This is a genomic window from Pseudomonas sp. ICMP 3272 (genome assembly GCF_001466905.1).
GTDB classification, from domain to species: Bacteria; Pseudomonadota; Gammaproteobacteria; order Pseudomonadales; family Pseudomonadaceae; genus Aquipseudomonas; species Aquipseudomonas amygdali.
Genome location: NZ_LKEK01000078.1, coordinates 1 through 17902, shown reverse-complemented (window position 1 = coordinate 17902; position 17902 = coordinate 1). Strand labels below are relative to the sequence as shown.

General features: G+C 60.8%; 4 protein-coding genes. All 4 read left to right on the top strand.

Annotated features, from left to right (window positions below; translation table 11 throughout):
* Positions 1 to 52: 52 nt before the first annotated feature.
* Positions 53 to 1753 (top strand): cyclic peptide syringomycin export ABC transporter SyrD, encoded by a 1701-nt coding sequence (gene syrD, locus AO068_RS21715; RefSeq protein WP_003433908.1) that lies wholly within the window; start codon positions 53 to 55, stop codon positions 1751 to 1753.
* Between the two features lie 138 nt (positions 1754 to 1891).
* A complete protein-coding gene (locus tag AO068_RS29815; protein ID WP_442963735.1) occupies positions 1892 to 9889 on the top strand; it encodes an amino acid adenylation domain-containing protein in 7998 nt (2665 codons plus the stop codon).
* Positions 9886 to 16833 (top strand): amino acid adenylation domain-containing protein, encoded by a 6948-nt coding sequence (locus tag AO068_RS29810; protein WP_442963734.1) that lies wholly within the window; start codon positions 9886 to 9888, stop codon positions 16831 to 16833. Before AO068_RS29815 ends, AO068_RS29810 begins: the two co-directional genes overlap by 4 nt.
* The coding region (locus AO068_RS29805) for a non-ribosomal peptide synthetase (protein ID WP_152999757.1) at positions 16830 to 17902 on the top strand (1073 nt) is incomplete at its 3' end. The genes AO068_RS29810 and AO068_RS29805, both read left to right, overlap by 4 nt.

Genomic DNA, 17902 nt, shown 5'->3' with positions numbered 1-17902 from the left:
GGCTTTCACACATCGGCGCCCACGCGGACCAAGCATCCAAGGACAGCAACCAATGAAAACCAAGCAAGAAAAGAAGGCCAGACCAGGCTCGATCATGCGTCTGTTGTGGAGCAGCCATCCCTGGCTGACGTTCTTTACGCTGCTGACCGGGCTCATCAGCGGCGTTGCGTCCATTGCCGTGGTCAATGTGATCAACCAGGCGATTCACGAGGAGACCTTTCAGCGTGAGTCGTTGTTCTGGTTCGTTGGCCTGAGCCTGGTTGCCCTGGTTTTCCGCAACGGTGCGTCGCTGTTTCCGGCCTACGCCAGCATGCGCATCATGACCCGTATGCGCATTGCCCTGTGCCGCAAGATCCTCGGCACGCCGCTTGAGGAAATCGACCGCCGTGGTGCGCCGAATGTGCTGACCCTGCTGACCAGTGATATGCCGCAACTCAACGCTACGCTGTTGGTCATGCCAACGATCCTGGTGGAGTCGGCGGTGTTCCTGTTCGGTATTGCCTACCTGGCCTACCTGTCCTGGGTGGTGTTTGCAATAACCATCTCGCTGATGGTGCTGGGCGTTGCAATGTACATGCTGTTTTTCATGGGTGGCATGAAGTTCACCCACAAGGTGCGCGACGAGTTCACGGCCTTCAACGAATACACACACGCGCTGGTGTTCGGCCTCAAGGAACTGAAACTCAACGGTATTCGCCGCCGCTGGTTCAGCCGCTCGGCGATCCAGGAGTCTTCGGTACGGGTCGCGAAGTACAACTACATTGAACGGCTCTGGTTCACTGGCGCCGAAAACGTTGGCCAGTTGACCCTGTCGTTGCTGGTCGGCTGCCTGCTGTTCGTTGCGCCGATGTTCGCTGTTATCGATGCCAGGACCATGAGTGCCAGTGTGTTGGCGGTGCTGTACATCATGGGCCCGCTGGTAATGCTGGTCAGCGCCATGCCGATGCTGGCCCAGGGACGTATTGCCTGCACGCGCCTGGCGGATTTCGGTTTTTCCATTAACGAGCCGCATCCGGAACCGGAAACCAGCGATGCCGACAATGTGCTGCTCCTCGATCACAAGAAGTCATGGGGCAGTATCCAGCTGAAGAACGTACACATGAACTACAAGGACCCGCAGAGCAGTTCCGGTTTTGCCTTGGGACCTATCGACCTGACGATTCACTCCGGTGAACTGGTCTACATCGTCGGCGGCAACGGTTGTGGCAAAAGCACCCTGGCCAAAGTGTTTTGCGGCCTGTACATCCCGCAAGAGGGTCAACTACTGCTCGACGGTACGGCGGTCACAGACGACTCGCGCGGCAACTATCGCGATCTGTTCTCGGCGGTGTTCTCTGACTTCCATGTGTTCAACCGATTGATAGGTCCTGACGAGAAAGAACATCCCAGCACCGATCAGGCGCAGAAATACCTGTCGACTCTGGGCCTGGAAGAAAAGGTCAAGATCGAGGGACTTGGTTACTCGACCACCACGGACTTGTCGTACGGCCAGCAGAAACGCCTGGCACTGGTTTGCGCCTACCTGGAGGACCGTCCGATTTACCTGCTGGACGAGTGGGCCGCCGACCAGGACCCGCCGTTCAAGCGTTTCTTTTACGAGGAATTGCTGCCGGACCTCAAACGTCGCGGCAAGACGATCCTGATCATTACTCACGACGATCAGTACTTCCAGTTGGCCGACCGCATCATCAAGTTGGCCGACGGTTGCATCGTCTCCGACGTGAAGTGCGAGGTCCAGGGCAAGCGCGCCTGAACTCAAGCGCAGTCCAAATTCCCAGGGATGGTCCTTCACAAAACTGCATGAAGCAGGCTCGTCCCTGGCTCCGAATCGACTACCGGTTATCGCTGCCTTTTGTATGCGGCCAGGCCGACCCTTTGCGAGAAGAAATGTATGGCATTTGCCCTGACCGCTGCGCAACGCAATATCTGGCTGGATCAGATGACCCAGGGCGACTCGCCGTTATACAACATCGGCGGCTATATGGAGATCGATGGTGCCGTCGATTCCGTATTGTTCCAGCAGGCCGTGGACCTGTTGATTGAAGAACACGATGCTCTGCGCATGGTCCTGCTTGACGAACGTGACGAGGAGGGTTTGCCGCTACAGGCCTTCGCCTCAAGCATGCCGCAGTGTATGACTCCGATCGACCTGCAAGGGCATGACGACCCGCGTCAGGCAGCCGCACACTGGGTGCAGGCTCGGCTTGAACAAGCGTTCAGGCTAGATGGTGGGCCACTCTACCGAATGCATTTGCTCAAACTCGAAGAGCAGCGCTTCTACTTTGTGTTTTATACCCACCACATCGTGCTCGACGGCTGGAGCATCGACGGTGTCTGTACGTACCTCAGTGAGATTTACAATGCGCTGCTCAATCAGCGCACGCCTGACGTTGCCGCACCGTCCTATGTCGATTTCATCAAGGACGACCTCAAGTATCGCGGGTCGCGACGTTTTTCGCTCGATCAGGCCTACTGGCTGGACAAATACCGTGAGATCCCCGATCCGTTGCTGACAGCGCGCCCGCGCCAGGTCTCTATTCAGAACCAGACAGCACACAGCCGCAGCGGCCACATCAGCTCCGGTCTTGACCGTGGTCTGGAGCAGCAGATCGACGATCTGGCGCTTCGACTGCAAGCCTCTTCGTTCCATGTTTTGCTGGCAGTGCTGTACGTGTACTTCACCCGCGTCTACCAGCGTGATGAACTGGTCATCGGCCTGCCGATTCTCAACCGCTCCAATGCCGGCTACAAGAAGACCTTGGGGCTTTTTACCCAACTCAGTTCGGTGCGCCTGAAGTTCAGTCCAGACCTGCCGTTCGCAGAACTGGTCCAGGGTATATGTCGGGCAGTCAAGCAGGATTACCGCCACCAGCGGTTCCCGGTCAGCGACCTCAACCGGCTGCTGGAATTGCGCCGTACCGAGCGTACCCAATTGTTCGATCTGACGTTCTCCTATGAGCGCCAGAACCTTCCGCTGCATTTCAATCAGGCAGCCGCCAGCACTACCAAGTGTTCGAACAACCACGAACAGACGCCGCTAGCTATCTACCTGCGCACCAACGCCTGCGAAACTGAATCGTGGATGCACTACATCTACAACGAGGCGTTTTTTCAGCACGACGAGATTGTCCTCCTTGCCGAGCGCTTGCAGCGTGTTATGGAGCAGGGGCTGACAAATGAACAACTTCCGGTGAACGGGTTCTCGCTGATCAGCGAGACCGACACCTCCCGGGTTCAGGCGTGGAATGCCGATCAGCCACATTTCGCCGATGACCTGACTATCCACCAGCAGTTCGAAGCACGCGCTACAGAACGACCAGACGCCGTGGCGCTGATGTTCGAAGAGCAGACCCTGAGCTACGGCGAACTCAACGCCCGCGCCAACCAGGTCGCGCATCGCTTGCTGGCCCTGGGTGTGCGCCCGGACGATCGCGTAGCGATCTGCGTCGAGCGTGGCCCGGCGATGATTATCGGCTTGCTGGGTATCCTCAAATCCGGTGCCGGTTATGTACCGCTGGACCCGGCTTACCCACTTGAGCGCCTGGCCTACGTCCTCGGCGACAGCACGCCAGTGGCATTATTGAGCCAACAGTCAGTACAACAAGCGTTGCCGTTATCTGAAGTGCCGCTGATCTATCTCGACGACGCCGACCTGCAGAACGAATCCGTGTGCAATCCGCAGGTAGCGGTCAAGTCCAGCGACCTTGCCTACGTCATCTACACCTCCGGCTCCACCGGACTGCCCAAGGGCGTAATGGTCGAGCATCGCAACGTTGCGCGGCTGTTCTCGGCCACCGAAGAGTGGTTCAGCTTCAATGAACAGGACGTGTGGGCGCTGTTCCATTCGTTCGCCTTCGACTTCTCGGTCTGGGAAATATGGGGCGCACTGCTGCACGGCGGCCGTTTGTTGATCGTGCCGCAACTGGTCAGCCGCTCGCCGGAAGACTTCTACACATTGCTGTGCAGCGCCGGGGTGACGGTGCTCAACCAGACGCCGAGTGCGTTCAGGCAACTGATTGCTGCCCAGAGCGAGAACGCGCAGGCGCATTCGCTGCGTCAAGTGATTTTCGGTGGTGAAGCGCTGGAAACGGCGATGCTCAAGCCGTGGTACGCCCGTAACATGAATGCCGGTACACAACTGGTAAACATGTACGGCATTACCGAAACCACAGTGCATGTGACCTATTACCCGTTGCAGCCTGAAGACGCCCAGCGCGTCGGTGCCAGCCCGATCGGCAAGCGCATCCCTGACCTGCAACTCTATCTGCTCGATGCCTATGGTCATCCGCTGCCACCGGGTGCGGTGGGTGAGTTACACGTCGGCGGGGCAGGCGTGGCCCGTGGTTATCTCAATCGCGATGAATTGAACGCGACGCGCTTTCTCGACGATCCCTTTGCCTCGGTACCCGGCGCGCGGATGTACCGCTCTGGCGACCTGGGTCGTTGGTTGCCGGACGGCAGCCTGGAATACCTGGGCCGTAACGATGAGCAGGTGAAAATTCGCGGTTTCCGTATCGAGTTGGGCGAGATCGAAGCTCAATTGATCGCCTGCAGAGGCGTGCGTGAAGCAGTGGTCGTGGTGCGTGAAGACGAACCGGGCGATAAACGTCTGGTGGCCTATGTCATCGGCACAGCAGACCTGGAACCGGACGCCACCTACTTACGTGAACAGCTGCGCCTGTCACTGGCCGAGCACATGCTGCCGAGCGCTTTTGTCAGCCTGGAGGCTTTCCCGCTGACCGCCAACGGCAAGCTTGATCGCAAGGCACTGCCGCTGCCCGTGGCCGAGGCCTATGCCCGGCGCCAATACGAGCCACCGCAAGGGCTGACGGAAATCCGCCTGGCCGGGTTGTGGACCGAGTTGCTGGGCGTCGAGCAGGTAGGCCGTCATGACCAGTTCTTCGAACTGGGTGGGCATTCCATGCTGGCAGTGAAACTGATCGAACGCATGCGCGAAGTCGGTCTGAATGCCGATGTGCGCGTGTTGTTCGGCCAGCCAACCCTGGCCTCCCTGGCGGCCGCCAGCGGCAAGGTCACAGACGTTAAGGTGCCCGCCAACAAGATTCCCGCCGACTGTCGGCACATTACCCCGGACATGTTGCCTCTGGCCCGACTCACTCAGGCCCAGATCGACCGTGTGGTCGCCACCGTGCCGGGGGGTGTGAGCAATGTGCAGGACATCTATGGGCTGGTGCCGCTGCAGGAAGGCATCCTCTATCACCATTTGACGAGTGAGGACGGCGATCCGTACCTGTTGCAGGCTGTGTTGCGGGTCAATAGCTTCGAACAGTTGCTGGACTTCACGGAAGCCTTGCAGCAGGTCATCGATCGTCACGACATTCTGCGTACGGCGGTGGCCTGGGAAGAACTCGACGAGCCGGTGCAAGTGGTCTGGCGTCAGGCGCAGCTGCGGGTCGAGGCATTTTTACCGCACCCGGAGCAGGGTGATGTCGCGGCCCAGTTGCAGGCGCAGTTCGATCCACGGCGGGTACGTATGGATTTGCATCAAGCCCCGATGATGCGCCTGCACTATGCCGAAGATCCCGTCGACCATAGCTGGGTTGCGGTATTGCTGTTCCATCACCTGATCGATGATGCCACCTCGCTGGCCTTGCTGGGCGCAGAGATCGAGGCGTTCAGACAAGGGCGCGGCGAACATCTGCCAGCGTCGGTGCCGTACCGCAATCATGTGGCTCAGGCCCGATTGGGCGTGAGCCGTAAGGAGCACGAAACGTTTTTCCGCGACATGCTCGCCGATATTGACGAGCCGACCCTGCCGTTCGGCCTGCAAGACGTACAAGGCGACGGCAGCGGAGTCGAAGAAGCCCTGTTGCCGGTTGACCCGGAGCTGGCCAGACGTCTTCGCGCTCATGCCCGGCGCCTGGGTGTCAGCAACGCGAGCCTGCATCACCTTGCGTGGGCACAGGTGGTAGGGCGCTTGTCTGGTCGTCAGGATGTGGTCTTCGGCACTGTGCTGCTAGGCCGTCTGCTCCGTGGTCAGGGCGCCGAACGAGCCTTGGGGATGTTTATCAATACCTTGCCATTGCGCGTCGCTGCTGGCGAGCAGGGTATTCAGGCTGCTGTGCGTACCACCCATGCACGCTTGGCGGCGTTGGTCAGTCATGAGCACGCGCCGCTGTCACTGGCCCAGGCATGCAGCGGCGTGGCGGCGCCGACACCGTTATTCAGTGCGCTGATGAACTACCGGCATGTCGCGGTCGGCGCCCAGACACCTCAAGAGGCGGGGCAGACCAGAACCTGGGCCGGTGTCGAAGTGCTCGGCGGTGAAGAGCGCACCAACTACCCACTGTCCTTGTCGGTGGACGACCTCGGCGAATCCTTCGGTCTGACCGTTCAGGCAGTGGCCGGAATCGGTGCCCGGCGCATCTGCGGTTACATGCACACCGTGCTGGAGCAACTGGCCGACGCGCTGGACAGTCGGCCAAATGCACCCTTGCACAGCCTCGACTGGTTGCCCGCGCACGAACGCCACCAGTTACTGGAAGACTTCAATGCGTTCAATGGTGCCTACCCGCAAGACCTTCTGCTGCACCAGATGTTTGAGGCTCAGGCGGCTGCGCAACCCGACTCGGTAGCAGTCACCTACGAAGGCCAACAGCTGAGCTACGTCGAGCTCAACCAGTGGGCCAACCAGATTGCTCATCGGTTGATCGCCGAAGGCATTGGCGCTGATGACCGTGTGGCGATTTGTGCAGAACGCAGTCTGGAAATGATCGCGGGCCTGGTGGGCATTCTCAAGGCCGGCGCAGGCTACGTGCCACTCGACCCTTCTTACCCTGCCGAACGCCTGGCCTACATGCTTGAGGACAGCGCACCGAAAATGCTGCTGACCCAGCGCGGTTTGCGCGAGCGGTTTGCGCAGGCCGTCATGCCGGTGTTGCTGCTGGAGGCTGATGCCCGCGCCGAGAGTGGTATTGACCGCACGCCGACGACCAATCCGCAGCTTGCGGGGCTTGGCGCGCAGCACCTGGCTTACCTGATCTACACCTCTGGCTCTACCGGACAGCCCAAAGGCGTGGCCATGCCCCATGCGCCGCTGGTCAATCTGATGCATTGGCAGATCGCCCAGACTGTCGAGCACGGTCGCCCGAGGCAACGCACCTTACAGTTCGCCGCGCTGGGTTTTGATGTGGCCTTTCAGGAAATCTTCAGCACCTTGTGTGCAGGTGGCGAACTGTCGCTGATCCACGGCGATACTCGTCTGAATTTCCGCCGCCTGTTCCAACATATCTGCGAGCAGCGTATCGAACGCCTGTACATGCCGTGTATTGCCCTGCAGGCATTGGCCGAGGCGGTGGTCGCTGAACCCGAACAGACTGATTGCCTGTTGCAGGACGTAATCACTGCCGGTGAGCAACTGCGAATCACCGAACCGATGCGGCAGTTATTCGCCCGTTTGAACGACGCCCGCCTGCATAACCACTACGGCCCGACCGAGTCCCATGTGGTCACGGCGCTGACCCTTGAGGGTGACCCGCAGGCCTGGCCGACCTTGCCAAGCATCGGCCAGCCGGTGGCCAACACCCGCATCTACCTGCTCGACGAACACATGCGCCCGGTGCCGGTGGGCGTGGCAGGCGAACTGTACATCGGCGGCGCGTGTGTCGCGCGTGGCTACCTGAACCGTGATGACCTGACCACCGAACGTTTTATCGCTGATCCGTTTGCCGCCTGCGATGTCGGCAACCCACACGCGCGCCTGTACAAGACCGGCGACCTGGGTTGCTGGCAGGCCGACGGCAAGATCGTCTATCTGGGCCGTAACGACGATCAGATCAAGATCCGAGGTTTCCGTATCGAACTGGGCGAAATCGAGGCGCGCCTCGGTCAATTTCCGGGCCTGCGCGATGCAGCGGTGCTGGCCCGCGAAGACGTTCCCGGTGAAAAGCGCCTGGTCGCTTATTTCAGCGTGCAGACCGGGCAGGTGGTGCCCGAGGCCGACCAGATGCGTCTGCATTTACAGGCGCTGCTGCCGGATTACATGATCCCCGCAGCCTATGTGCACCTGGAAAAACTGCCGGTCTCGCCCAACGGCAAGCTGGATCGTCGCGCACTACCGCAGCCATCAGCCGATGCCTTCGTCAGTCGCGACTATCAGGCCCCGATCGGTGACACCGAAATCATGCTGGCTGAGCTCTGGGCCGACGTGCTGAGTGTTGAGCGAGTCGGTCGGCACGACCATTTCTTTGAGCTGGGTGGTCACTCGCTGCTGGCGGTGAAGCTGATCGAGCGCATGCGTCAGGTTGGCCTGAGTGCCGATGTACGCGTGCTGTTCGGCCAGCCCACCCTTGCCGCACTGGCGGCGGCTGTGGGCGGCGGTATCGAGATCGAGGTTCCGGCCAACGGCATTCCCGACGGCTGCGAGCACATCACCCCGGACATGCTGACCCTCACTTCGCTGGACCAAGGGACTATCGATCGCATTGTCGCCGGCGTTCCCGGTGGTGCGGCCAATGTGCAGGACATCTACCCGCTGGCACCATTGCAGGAAGGTATTCTTTATCACCACATCGCCGCGGAGCAGGGCGACCCGTATCTGCTGCAAGCAACCTTCGCCCTGCATGATCCGGCGCACGTACGACGTTTTGCCGAAGGCTTGCAGGCAATGATCGATCGCCATGACATCCTGCGCACGGCGCTGGTCTGGGAAGGTCTGAAACAACCGCTGCAAGTGGCTCTACGCCGGGTCGAGCTGTCGATTGAGCAAATCACCCTGGCACCGGGCGGCGGCGATATCGTCGCCCAGATGCAACGCCGTTTTGATCCCCGCGAGTACCGCCTCGATCTCAGCCAGGCCCCACTGGTTCATCTGGCCTTTGCGCAGGACTCGGAGAACCAGCGCTGGGTGGCGATCCTGCTGTTCCATCACATTGCCCTCGACCACACCGCGTTGGACGTGATGAGCGCAGAAATGCTCGCTCACGTGCAAGGCACCGCGGCGCAAATGCCGGCGGCGATGCCTTACCGGAATTATGTGGCGCAGGCCCATCTGGGCGTGAGTCGCGAACAACATGAAGCATTTTTCCGCGAGATGCTCGGCGATGTCGATGAACCGACGCTACCGTTCGGTCTGCTTGAGGTGCAGGGTGACGGGCAGGGCATCAAGGAGGTTCGCCACGCGCTTGCGGCTGATTTGTGTCAGCGTCTGCGCACTCAGGCTCGGCAACTGGGGGTGAGTGCAGCAAGCTTGCATCACCTGGCCTGGGCGCGAGTGCTGGGCAGCGCCAGCGGGCGTGAAGACGTGGTATTCGGCACGGTGTTGCTGGGGCGCATGCAAAGCGGCCTGGGTGCCGACCGCGCCTTGGGCATGTTCATCAATACCTTACCGCTGCGGGTCGATGTCGGTACGTGTGCAGTGCGTCAGGCCGTGCGTCAGACCCACGCCCGTTTGACCGCATTGCTCGGTCACGAACACGCGCCGCTGGTGCTGGCGCAACGTTGCAGCGCGGTGGACGCAGCGTCGCCGCTGTTCAGCGCGTTGCTCAACTATCGCCATAGCCCGGCACGTGAAGCCAGCGGTGGCGATCGTTGGGCGGATACCCAGGTGCTCGGCGTACTCGAACGGACCAATTACCCGTTGACCCTGTCGGTGGACGATCAAGGCGAAGGCTTCCTGTTGAACGTACAGGTAGCAGCCGGCTTCGATGGCCAGCGGATCTGCAACTACATGCAGACCGCCCTGAGCCATCTGGTTCAAGCCCTTGAATCCGCGCCGGACTCAGCAGTGCGCGATCTGCCGGTGGTGCCGGAAGCCGAACGGACGGAGCTGCTGGTGGNCCGCAGCAACAGACCGTGCATAGCCTGTTTGAAGCTCAGGTGCGGGCGTGCCCCGAGGCTTGTGCGGCAATCCACGACGGCGTTTCCTTGAGTTATGCCGAACTCAACATTCGGGCCAACCGTCTGGCGCGGCATCTGCTGGGGCTTTGTGTGCAGCCGGGTGACAGCGTGGCGATTTTGCTGGAGCGCAGCCATGACCTGCTCGCCAGTCAACTGGCAGTGCTCAAGTGCGCGGCGGTGTATGTGCCGCTGGACATCAATGCACCGGTCGAGCGTCAGGCTGAGGACAGCCAGGCGCGTGTACTGCTCACTCACAGCCAAGTGTCGCTGGAAACCGCTGCGCAGCGTGTCGATCTCGATGGTTTGACCCTGGATGATCTGAAAGACACTGATCTGGCGTTGCCGCAGTCCGCCGAAAGTGTTGCCTACATCATGTACACCTCTGGTTCGACGGGTGTTCCGAAAGGTGTGCTGGTGCCGCATCGGGCCATAAGCCGTCTGGTGATCAACAACGGTTATGCCGATTTCAACGCTCAGGACCGCGTGGCGTTCGCTTCCAACCCTGCATTTGACGCCAGCACGCTGGATGTCTGGGCACCGTTGCTCAACGGCGGCTGCGTGGTGGTGATCGGGCAGAACGACTTGCTGTCTCCGCGCGACTTCCAGCGTCTGCTGCTGGAGCAATCGGTAACCGTGCTATGGATGACCGCCGGTTTATTCCATCAATACGCTTCGGGGCTGGGCGAGGCTTTTTCGCGCTTGCGCTACCTGATTGTTGGCGGTGATGTGCTGGATCCTGCTGTCATAAGCAGAGTATTGGCAAACAGTGCACCGCAACACCTGCTTAATGGCTATGGCCCGACCGAGGCGACGACCTTTTCCGCGACCTGCGAGATTGTTTCGGTCGGCAATGGCTCGATTCCTATTGGCAAACCCGTAGGCAACAGCCGCCTGTATGTGCTCGATAGCCAAGGCCAACCCGTGCCATTGGGCGTGCCCGGCGAGCTGTATATCGGCGGGCAGGGTGTCGCCAGGGGTTATTTGAATCGGGATGAACTGACCCTTGAGAAATTCGTTGCCGACCCGTTCGACAGCGACCCACAGGCGCGCTTGTACCGCACCGGCGACCTGGTTCGCTGGCGTGCCGACGGTAATCTGGAATACCTGGGTCGTAATGACGATCAGGTGAAAATCCGTGGTTTCCGTGTTGAACTGGGTGAAATCGAAGTACGCCTGGCCGAGCATTCGGATATTCGTGAAGCCGTGGTGCTGTGCCGTCAGGATGAGCCTGGTGACAAGCGTCTGGTCGCTTATGTCACGGCGCAGCAGACTGAAACTGCGCTGGACATCGAACGCCTGCGCAACCATCTGCAAGGCTTGTTACCGGACTACATGGTGCCGGCAGCCTACGTGCAGCTCGATGCGCTGCCGCTGACCGCCAATGGCAAGCTCGATCGCAAGGCCCTGCCAGTGCCGGATGCGCAAGCGCTGATCAGTCGTGGTTACGAAGCACCGCAAGGTGAGGTCGAAGCAGTGCTGGCCGAGATCTGGGCCGAGGTACTGCAGGTCGAGCGGGTTGGTCGCTACGATAACTTCTTCGATCTGGGCGGGCACTCTCTGCTGGCCATGCGCATGGTGTCTCAAGTACGCCAACAGCTGGGCGTGGAATTACCGCTGGGCGAGCTGTTTGCACTCGGTGAACTGGCAGCGGTGGCCGCAGCGCTGAATGGCGTGGCGCGCAGTGAACTGACAGCAATCCTGCCGGTGAAGCGTGATCAGCCAATGCCATTGTCCTTCGCCCAGCAAAGGTTGTGGTTCCTGGCACAGATGGACGGCGGTAACGAAGCCTATAACATCCCGATGGCACTGAGCCTTGTGGGGGCGCTCGACGTCACCGCTCTGGCGCGAGCCCTGGCACGTATCGTCGAACGCCATGAAACCTTGCGCAGTCGATTTGTGACCTGTGAAGGCGCTGCGCAAGTACTGTTCGTGCCCACCTGCGCAGACGCCGGGCTGTCTGTCGAAGACATTCGTCATGCGCCTCATGGCCTGGAAGAGTTTATTCGGGTCGAGGCGGTAGCACCGTTCGATCTGGCTAACGGCCCGCTGATTCGCGCTCATTTGCTGCAAGTGGCCGACGACCGTCATGTGCTGCTGATGACTGTGCACCATATCGTCGCCGATGGCTGGTCGATGGCTGTCCTGAGCCAGGAACTGCTGGCGCTGTACCCGGCGTTCTGCCAGGGACAGCCCGATCCACTGCCGGCGCTGGCGATCCAGTACGCCGATTACGCGGTATGGCAACGTCGCTGGCTGTCCGGCGAACGCCTGCAACACCAGGCCGCCTATTGGCATCAGGCACTGGAGGGAGCGCCGACGCTGCTCACGTTGCCGACTGATCGGCCACGTCCGGCGCAGCAGGACTTCGCCGGTGCCAGCCTTGCCGTGCAACTGAATGCAAATCTGGCAGCAGACCTGCGCAAACTGGCACAACGTCAGGGCGTCACGCTGTACATGGCGCTGATGGCCGCCTGGGCGACGACACTCACGCGCCTTTCGGGTCAGGCCGACGTGGTGATTGGCAGCCCGGTGGCAGGGCGAGGCCATACCGAACTTGAAGACCTGATCGGCCTGTTCGTCAACACCCTGGCGGTGCGCATCGACACCTCGGGCAATCCGAGCGGCGAGGCGCTGCTGGCCCGGGTCAAGGCCCGCGTACTGGAAGCACAGGAGCATCAGGACCTGCCGTTCGAACAGGTTGTGGAAGTCGTTCGCCCGACACGCAGCCTGGCCCATCCTCCTTTGTTCCAGACCACGCTGAACTGGATGCCGGGAAAAAACGTTGCCGATTCGCTTGGCGACCTGAGAGTGGAGCCGGTCGAGCAGAACAGTCAGGTGTCCAAATTCGACCTTTCGCTGAACCTGAGCGAGCAGGGCGAGACGCTGGCAGGGACGCTGGACTACGCCACGGCGCTGTTCGACGAAACCACGGCGCAACGGTATCTCGGCTATTTCATGCAGATCCTCGAAGCCCTGGCGGCTGATGAGCAGACGCATCTTGATCGCATCCCGCTGGTCGGCGAAGAGGAACGCCGTTACCTGCTGGAAACGCTCAACACGACGGCGCTGGCGCAAGTTAATGACGAGCAGACCGTGCACGCCATGATCGAAGCCCGGGCAGCCAGCGCGCCTGAAGGTGTCGCGGCTCAGGTGGGCGAGCATTGCCTGCACTACGGCGAGATGAATCAACGCGCCAACGCACTGGCCCATCACCTGATCAGTCTCGATGTCTGTGTGGATGATCGTGTAGCAGTCATGGCCCGTCGCGGACTGGACACGCTGGTGGCCATGCTCGCCGTCCTCAAGGCAGGCGCAGGCTACATCCCGGTCGATCCGTCGCACCCTGACGAGCGCATTGCCTATCTGCTGGCCGACAGCGCACCCAAAGTGCTGCTGACCCAGCAGGCCCTGATGAACCGTGTGCCGCAAACGTCTGCACCGGTCATCGCCTTTGACCGCCCTGAATGGCCGCACCGCCTGGAAAACCCGCAAGTGGCGGGGCTCAACCCCACGCATCTGGCTTACGTAATCTACACCTCCGGCTCCACTGGCCAGCCAAAAGGCGTGATGGTCGAGCACCGCACCCTCGGCAACCTGATCGACTGGCATTGCCAGGCCTTCGATCTGCAGGCTGGCAGTCATACCGCCAGCGTCGCAGGCTTCGGCTTCGACGCCATGGCCTGGGAAGTCTGGCCGGCGCTGTGTGCCGGGGCGACCCTGCACCTGCCGCCTGCGGACGTGGGTAATGAACAGCTTGATGCACTGCTCGACTGGTGGATCGCTCAACCGCTGCAGGTGGCTTTCCTGCCGACGCCGGTTGCCGAGTACGCCTTCAGCCGCGACTTGTCTCACCCCACCTTGCGTACGCTCTTGATTGGTGGCGACCGTCTGCGCCAGTTCCAGCGTGATCCGGGCTTCACCGTCATCAACAACTACGGCCCGACCGAGGCCACGGTGGTCGCCACGTCGGGGCGTTTGCTGCCCGACGGCAGACTCGACATCGGCACACCGATTGCCAATACCCGCGTGTATCTGCTTGATGAGCATCAACAACTGGTGCCGCTGGGTGTGGCGGGCGAGCTGTACGTCGCCGGAGAAGGCGTGGCGAGGGGGTATCTGAACCGACCGGAGATGACCGCCGAGCGCTTTCTGCGTGATCCGTTCCACGCCAACGCCCGGATGTACCGCACCGGCGACCTGGCACGCTGGAACGCCGATGGCACTCTCGACTACCTGGGGCGTAACGATGATCAGATAAAAATCCGCGGCTTACGCGTTGAGCTGGGTGAAATCGAAGCACGCCTGGCCGAACACGCCGATATTCGTGAAGCCGTGGTGCTGTGCCGCCAGGATGTTCCTGGTGACAAGCGTCTGGTGGCGTATGTCACGACGCAGCAGCCTGAAACGGTGCTCGACATCGAACACCTGCGCAGCCATCTGCAAGGCACATTGCCGGACTACATGGTGCCGACAGCCTATGTGCAGCTCGATGCGCTGCCGCTGACCGCCAACGGCAAGCTCGACCGCAAGGCCCTGCCAATGCCGGATGCGCAATCGCTGATCAGTCGTGGCTATGAAGCACCACAGGGCGAGGTCGAGATCCAACTGGCATCGATCTGGGCTGATGTACTCACGGTCGAACAGGTCGGTCGCCATGACCACTTCTTCGAACTGGGCGGCCACTCGCTGCTGGCAGTGAAATTGATCGAGCGCATGCGTCAGGTCGGCCTGAGTGCCGATGTGCGCGTACTGTTCAGCCAGCCTACGCTGGCGGCACTGGCGACAGCGGTCGGCGGTGGCACGGAAGTCGTGGTGCCAGCCAATCTGATTCCGGAACGCTGCGAACACATCACCCCGGACCTGCTGCCGCTGATCAGCCTGACTCAGGCGCAGATCGACTGCGTGGTAAAGCATGTGCCCGGCGGTGCTACTAACGTGCAGGACATTTACCCGCTGGCGCCTTTGCAGGCAGGTATTCTTTATCACCACATCAGTGCCGAGCAGGGCGATCCATACACCCTGAAAGCCCTGTTCAGTCTGCGCGACCGCGCACGACTGGACGATTTCAGCCACGCCTTGCAAGCGGTTATCGATCGTCACGATATCCTGCGTACCGCTGTACTGTGGGAAGGTCTCGACGAACCGGTGCAAGTGGTGCTTCGCCAAGCTGAAATGCACGTCACCGAGTTGTGCCTCGATCCGGTAAACGGCCCGATTGATGAGCAGTTGCACGAGCGCTTCGATCCCCGGCATTACCGCCTCGATGTGCGTCAAGCGCCCTTGATGCAGATTGTCTTTACCCATGACCCGCTCAACGATCGCTGGCTGGCGATGCTGCTGTTCCATCACTTGGTCAATGACGCAACCTCGCTGTACGTGGTGCTGCATGAAATGCAGGCGCACTTGCTAGGTCAGGGTGCTTCTCTGGGTCAGAGCGTGCCGTATCGCAACTACGTGGCCCAGGCCCGGCTGGGTGTCAGCGATGCGCAGCACGAAGCTTTCTTCCGTGAAATGCTCGGTGATATCGACGAGCCAACGCTACCGTTCGGTTTGCAGGATGTGCAGGACGGCGGCGGTGACATCGAAGAGGCGAGCGTGATCCTGCCCGCTGAACTGAACCTGCGTTTGCGAGCTCAGGCTCGACAGGCAGGCGTCAGCGCGGCGAGCCTGATGCATCTGGCCTGGGCACGGGTGCTCGGCAGCGTCTCGGCCCGTGAACAGGTGGTGTTCGGTACAGTACTGCTGGGCCGTATGCAGGCCGGCGAGGGTGCAGACCACTCGTTGGGCATGTTTATCAACACCTTGCCACTGCGCGTCAATATCGGCGCGACAACGGTGGTCGAGGGATTGAAAGCGACCCACGGGCAACTAACGGCTTTGCTGGGCCACGAACACGCGCCACTGGTACTCGCCCAACGCTGTAGCGGCGTGGATGCCCCGGCGCCACTGTTCAGTGCGTTGCTCAACTATCGACACAGTGTCGTGAGCGACGTTTCAGCGGAAACCGCCACTGCCTGGGAGGGGATCGAGTCCTTCGGTGCCAAAGACCATACCAACTACCCGTTGACCCTGAATATCGATGACGTAGGCAACGGTTTCAACCTGACGGTACTGGTCAGCAGCACCGTCGGTGCCAAACGCGTCTGTGGCTACATGCAGACCGTGCTGGAGCATCTGTCGAATGCCCTGGAGCAGTCACCGTCCTCGACCCTCGACAGCCTGCCGATCCTGCCCGCTGCCGAACGTGAGCAGTTGCTGGTGACGTTCAACGACACCGCGCGGGACTATCCGCAGCAACAGACCGTGCATAGCCTGTTTGAAGCTCAGGTGCGGGCGTGCCCCGAGGCTTGTGCGGCAATCCACGACGGCGTTTCCTTGAGTTATGCCGAACTCAACATTCGGGCCAACCGTCTGGCGCGGCATCTGCTGGGGCTTGGTGTGCAGCCGGGTGACAGCGTGGCGATTTTGCTGGAACGCAGCCATGACCTGCTCGCCAGTCAGCTGGCAGTGCTCAAGTGCGCGGCGGTGTATGTGCCGCTGGACATCAATGCACCGGTCGAGCGTCAGGCGTTCATGATCGAGGACAGCCAGGCGCGTGTACTGCTCACTCACAGCCAAGTGTCGCTGGAAACCGCTGCGCAGCGTGTCGATCTCGATGGTTTGACCCTGGATGATCTGAAAGACACTGATCTGGCGTTGCCGCAGTCAAGCGAAAGTGTTGCCTACATCATGTATACCTCTGGTTCGACGGGTGTTCCGAAAGGTGTGCTGGTGCCGCATCGGGCCATAAGCCGTCTGGTTATCAACAACGGTTATGCCGATTTCAACGCTCAGGACCGCGTGGCGTTCGCTTCCAACCCTGCATTTGACGCCAGCACGCTGGATGTCTGGGCACCGTTGCTCAATGGCGGCTGCGTGGTGGTGATCGGGCAGAACGACTTGCTCTCCCCATTGAATTTCCAGCGCCTTGGATGACCGCCGGTTTATTCCATCAATACGCTTCGGGGCTGGGCGAGGCCTTTTCGCGCCTGCGCTACCTGATTGTCGGCGGCGACGTGCTGGACCCGGCCGTTATAGGCCGGGTGTTGGCGAATAATCCGCCACAGCATCTGCTCAACGGTTATGGCCCGACCGAGGCGACGACCTTTTCCGCGACCTGCGAGATTGTTTCGGTCGGCAATGGCCCTATTCCTATTGGCAAACCCGTAGGCAACAGCCGCCTGTATGTGCTCGATAGCCAAGGCCAACCCGTGCCGTTGGGCGTGCCCGGCGAGCTGTATATCGGCGGGCAAGGCGTTGCCAAGGGCTATTTGAACCGTGATGAATTGAGCACCACGCAGTTTGTCGTCGATCCGTTCAATCCGTCGGAAAACGCACTGATGTACCGCACCGGCGATTTGGTTAGCTGGCGCGCCGACGGCAACCTGGAGTATCTCGGCCGCAATGACGAGCAGGTGAAGATTCGTGGTTTCCGCGTTGAACTGGGTGAAATCGAAGCGCGCCTGGCCGAACACTCCGCTGTTCGCGAAGCCGTAGTGCTGTGCCGTCAGGACGCGCCTGGCGACAAGCGTCTGGTGGCTTATTTCACCGCACAGCAGCCTGTCGACATCGAACACCTGCGCAACCATCTGCAAGGCACGTTGCCGGACTACATGGTGCCGGCAGCCTACGTGCAGCTTGACGCTCTGCCGCTGACCGCCAACGGCAAGCTTGACCGCAAGGCGCTGCCAGTGCCGGATGCGCAAGCGCTGATCAGCCGTGGTTATGAAGCACCGCAAGGCGAAGTCGAGACCCTGCTGGCAGCGATCTGGGCGGATGTACTGACGGTCGAACAGGTCGGTCGTCATGATCACTTCTTCGAACTGGGCGGCCATTCGCTGCTGGCAGTGATGCTCATCGAACGCATGCGTCAGGTCGGCCTGAGTACCGACGTACGTGCGCTGTTCAACCAGCCGACCCTGGCCGCGCTCGCCGCAGCGGTGGGCGGGTACACCGACGTGCAAGTGCCGGATAACCTGATCGTGCCGGGCTGCGAGCGTATTAC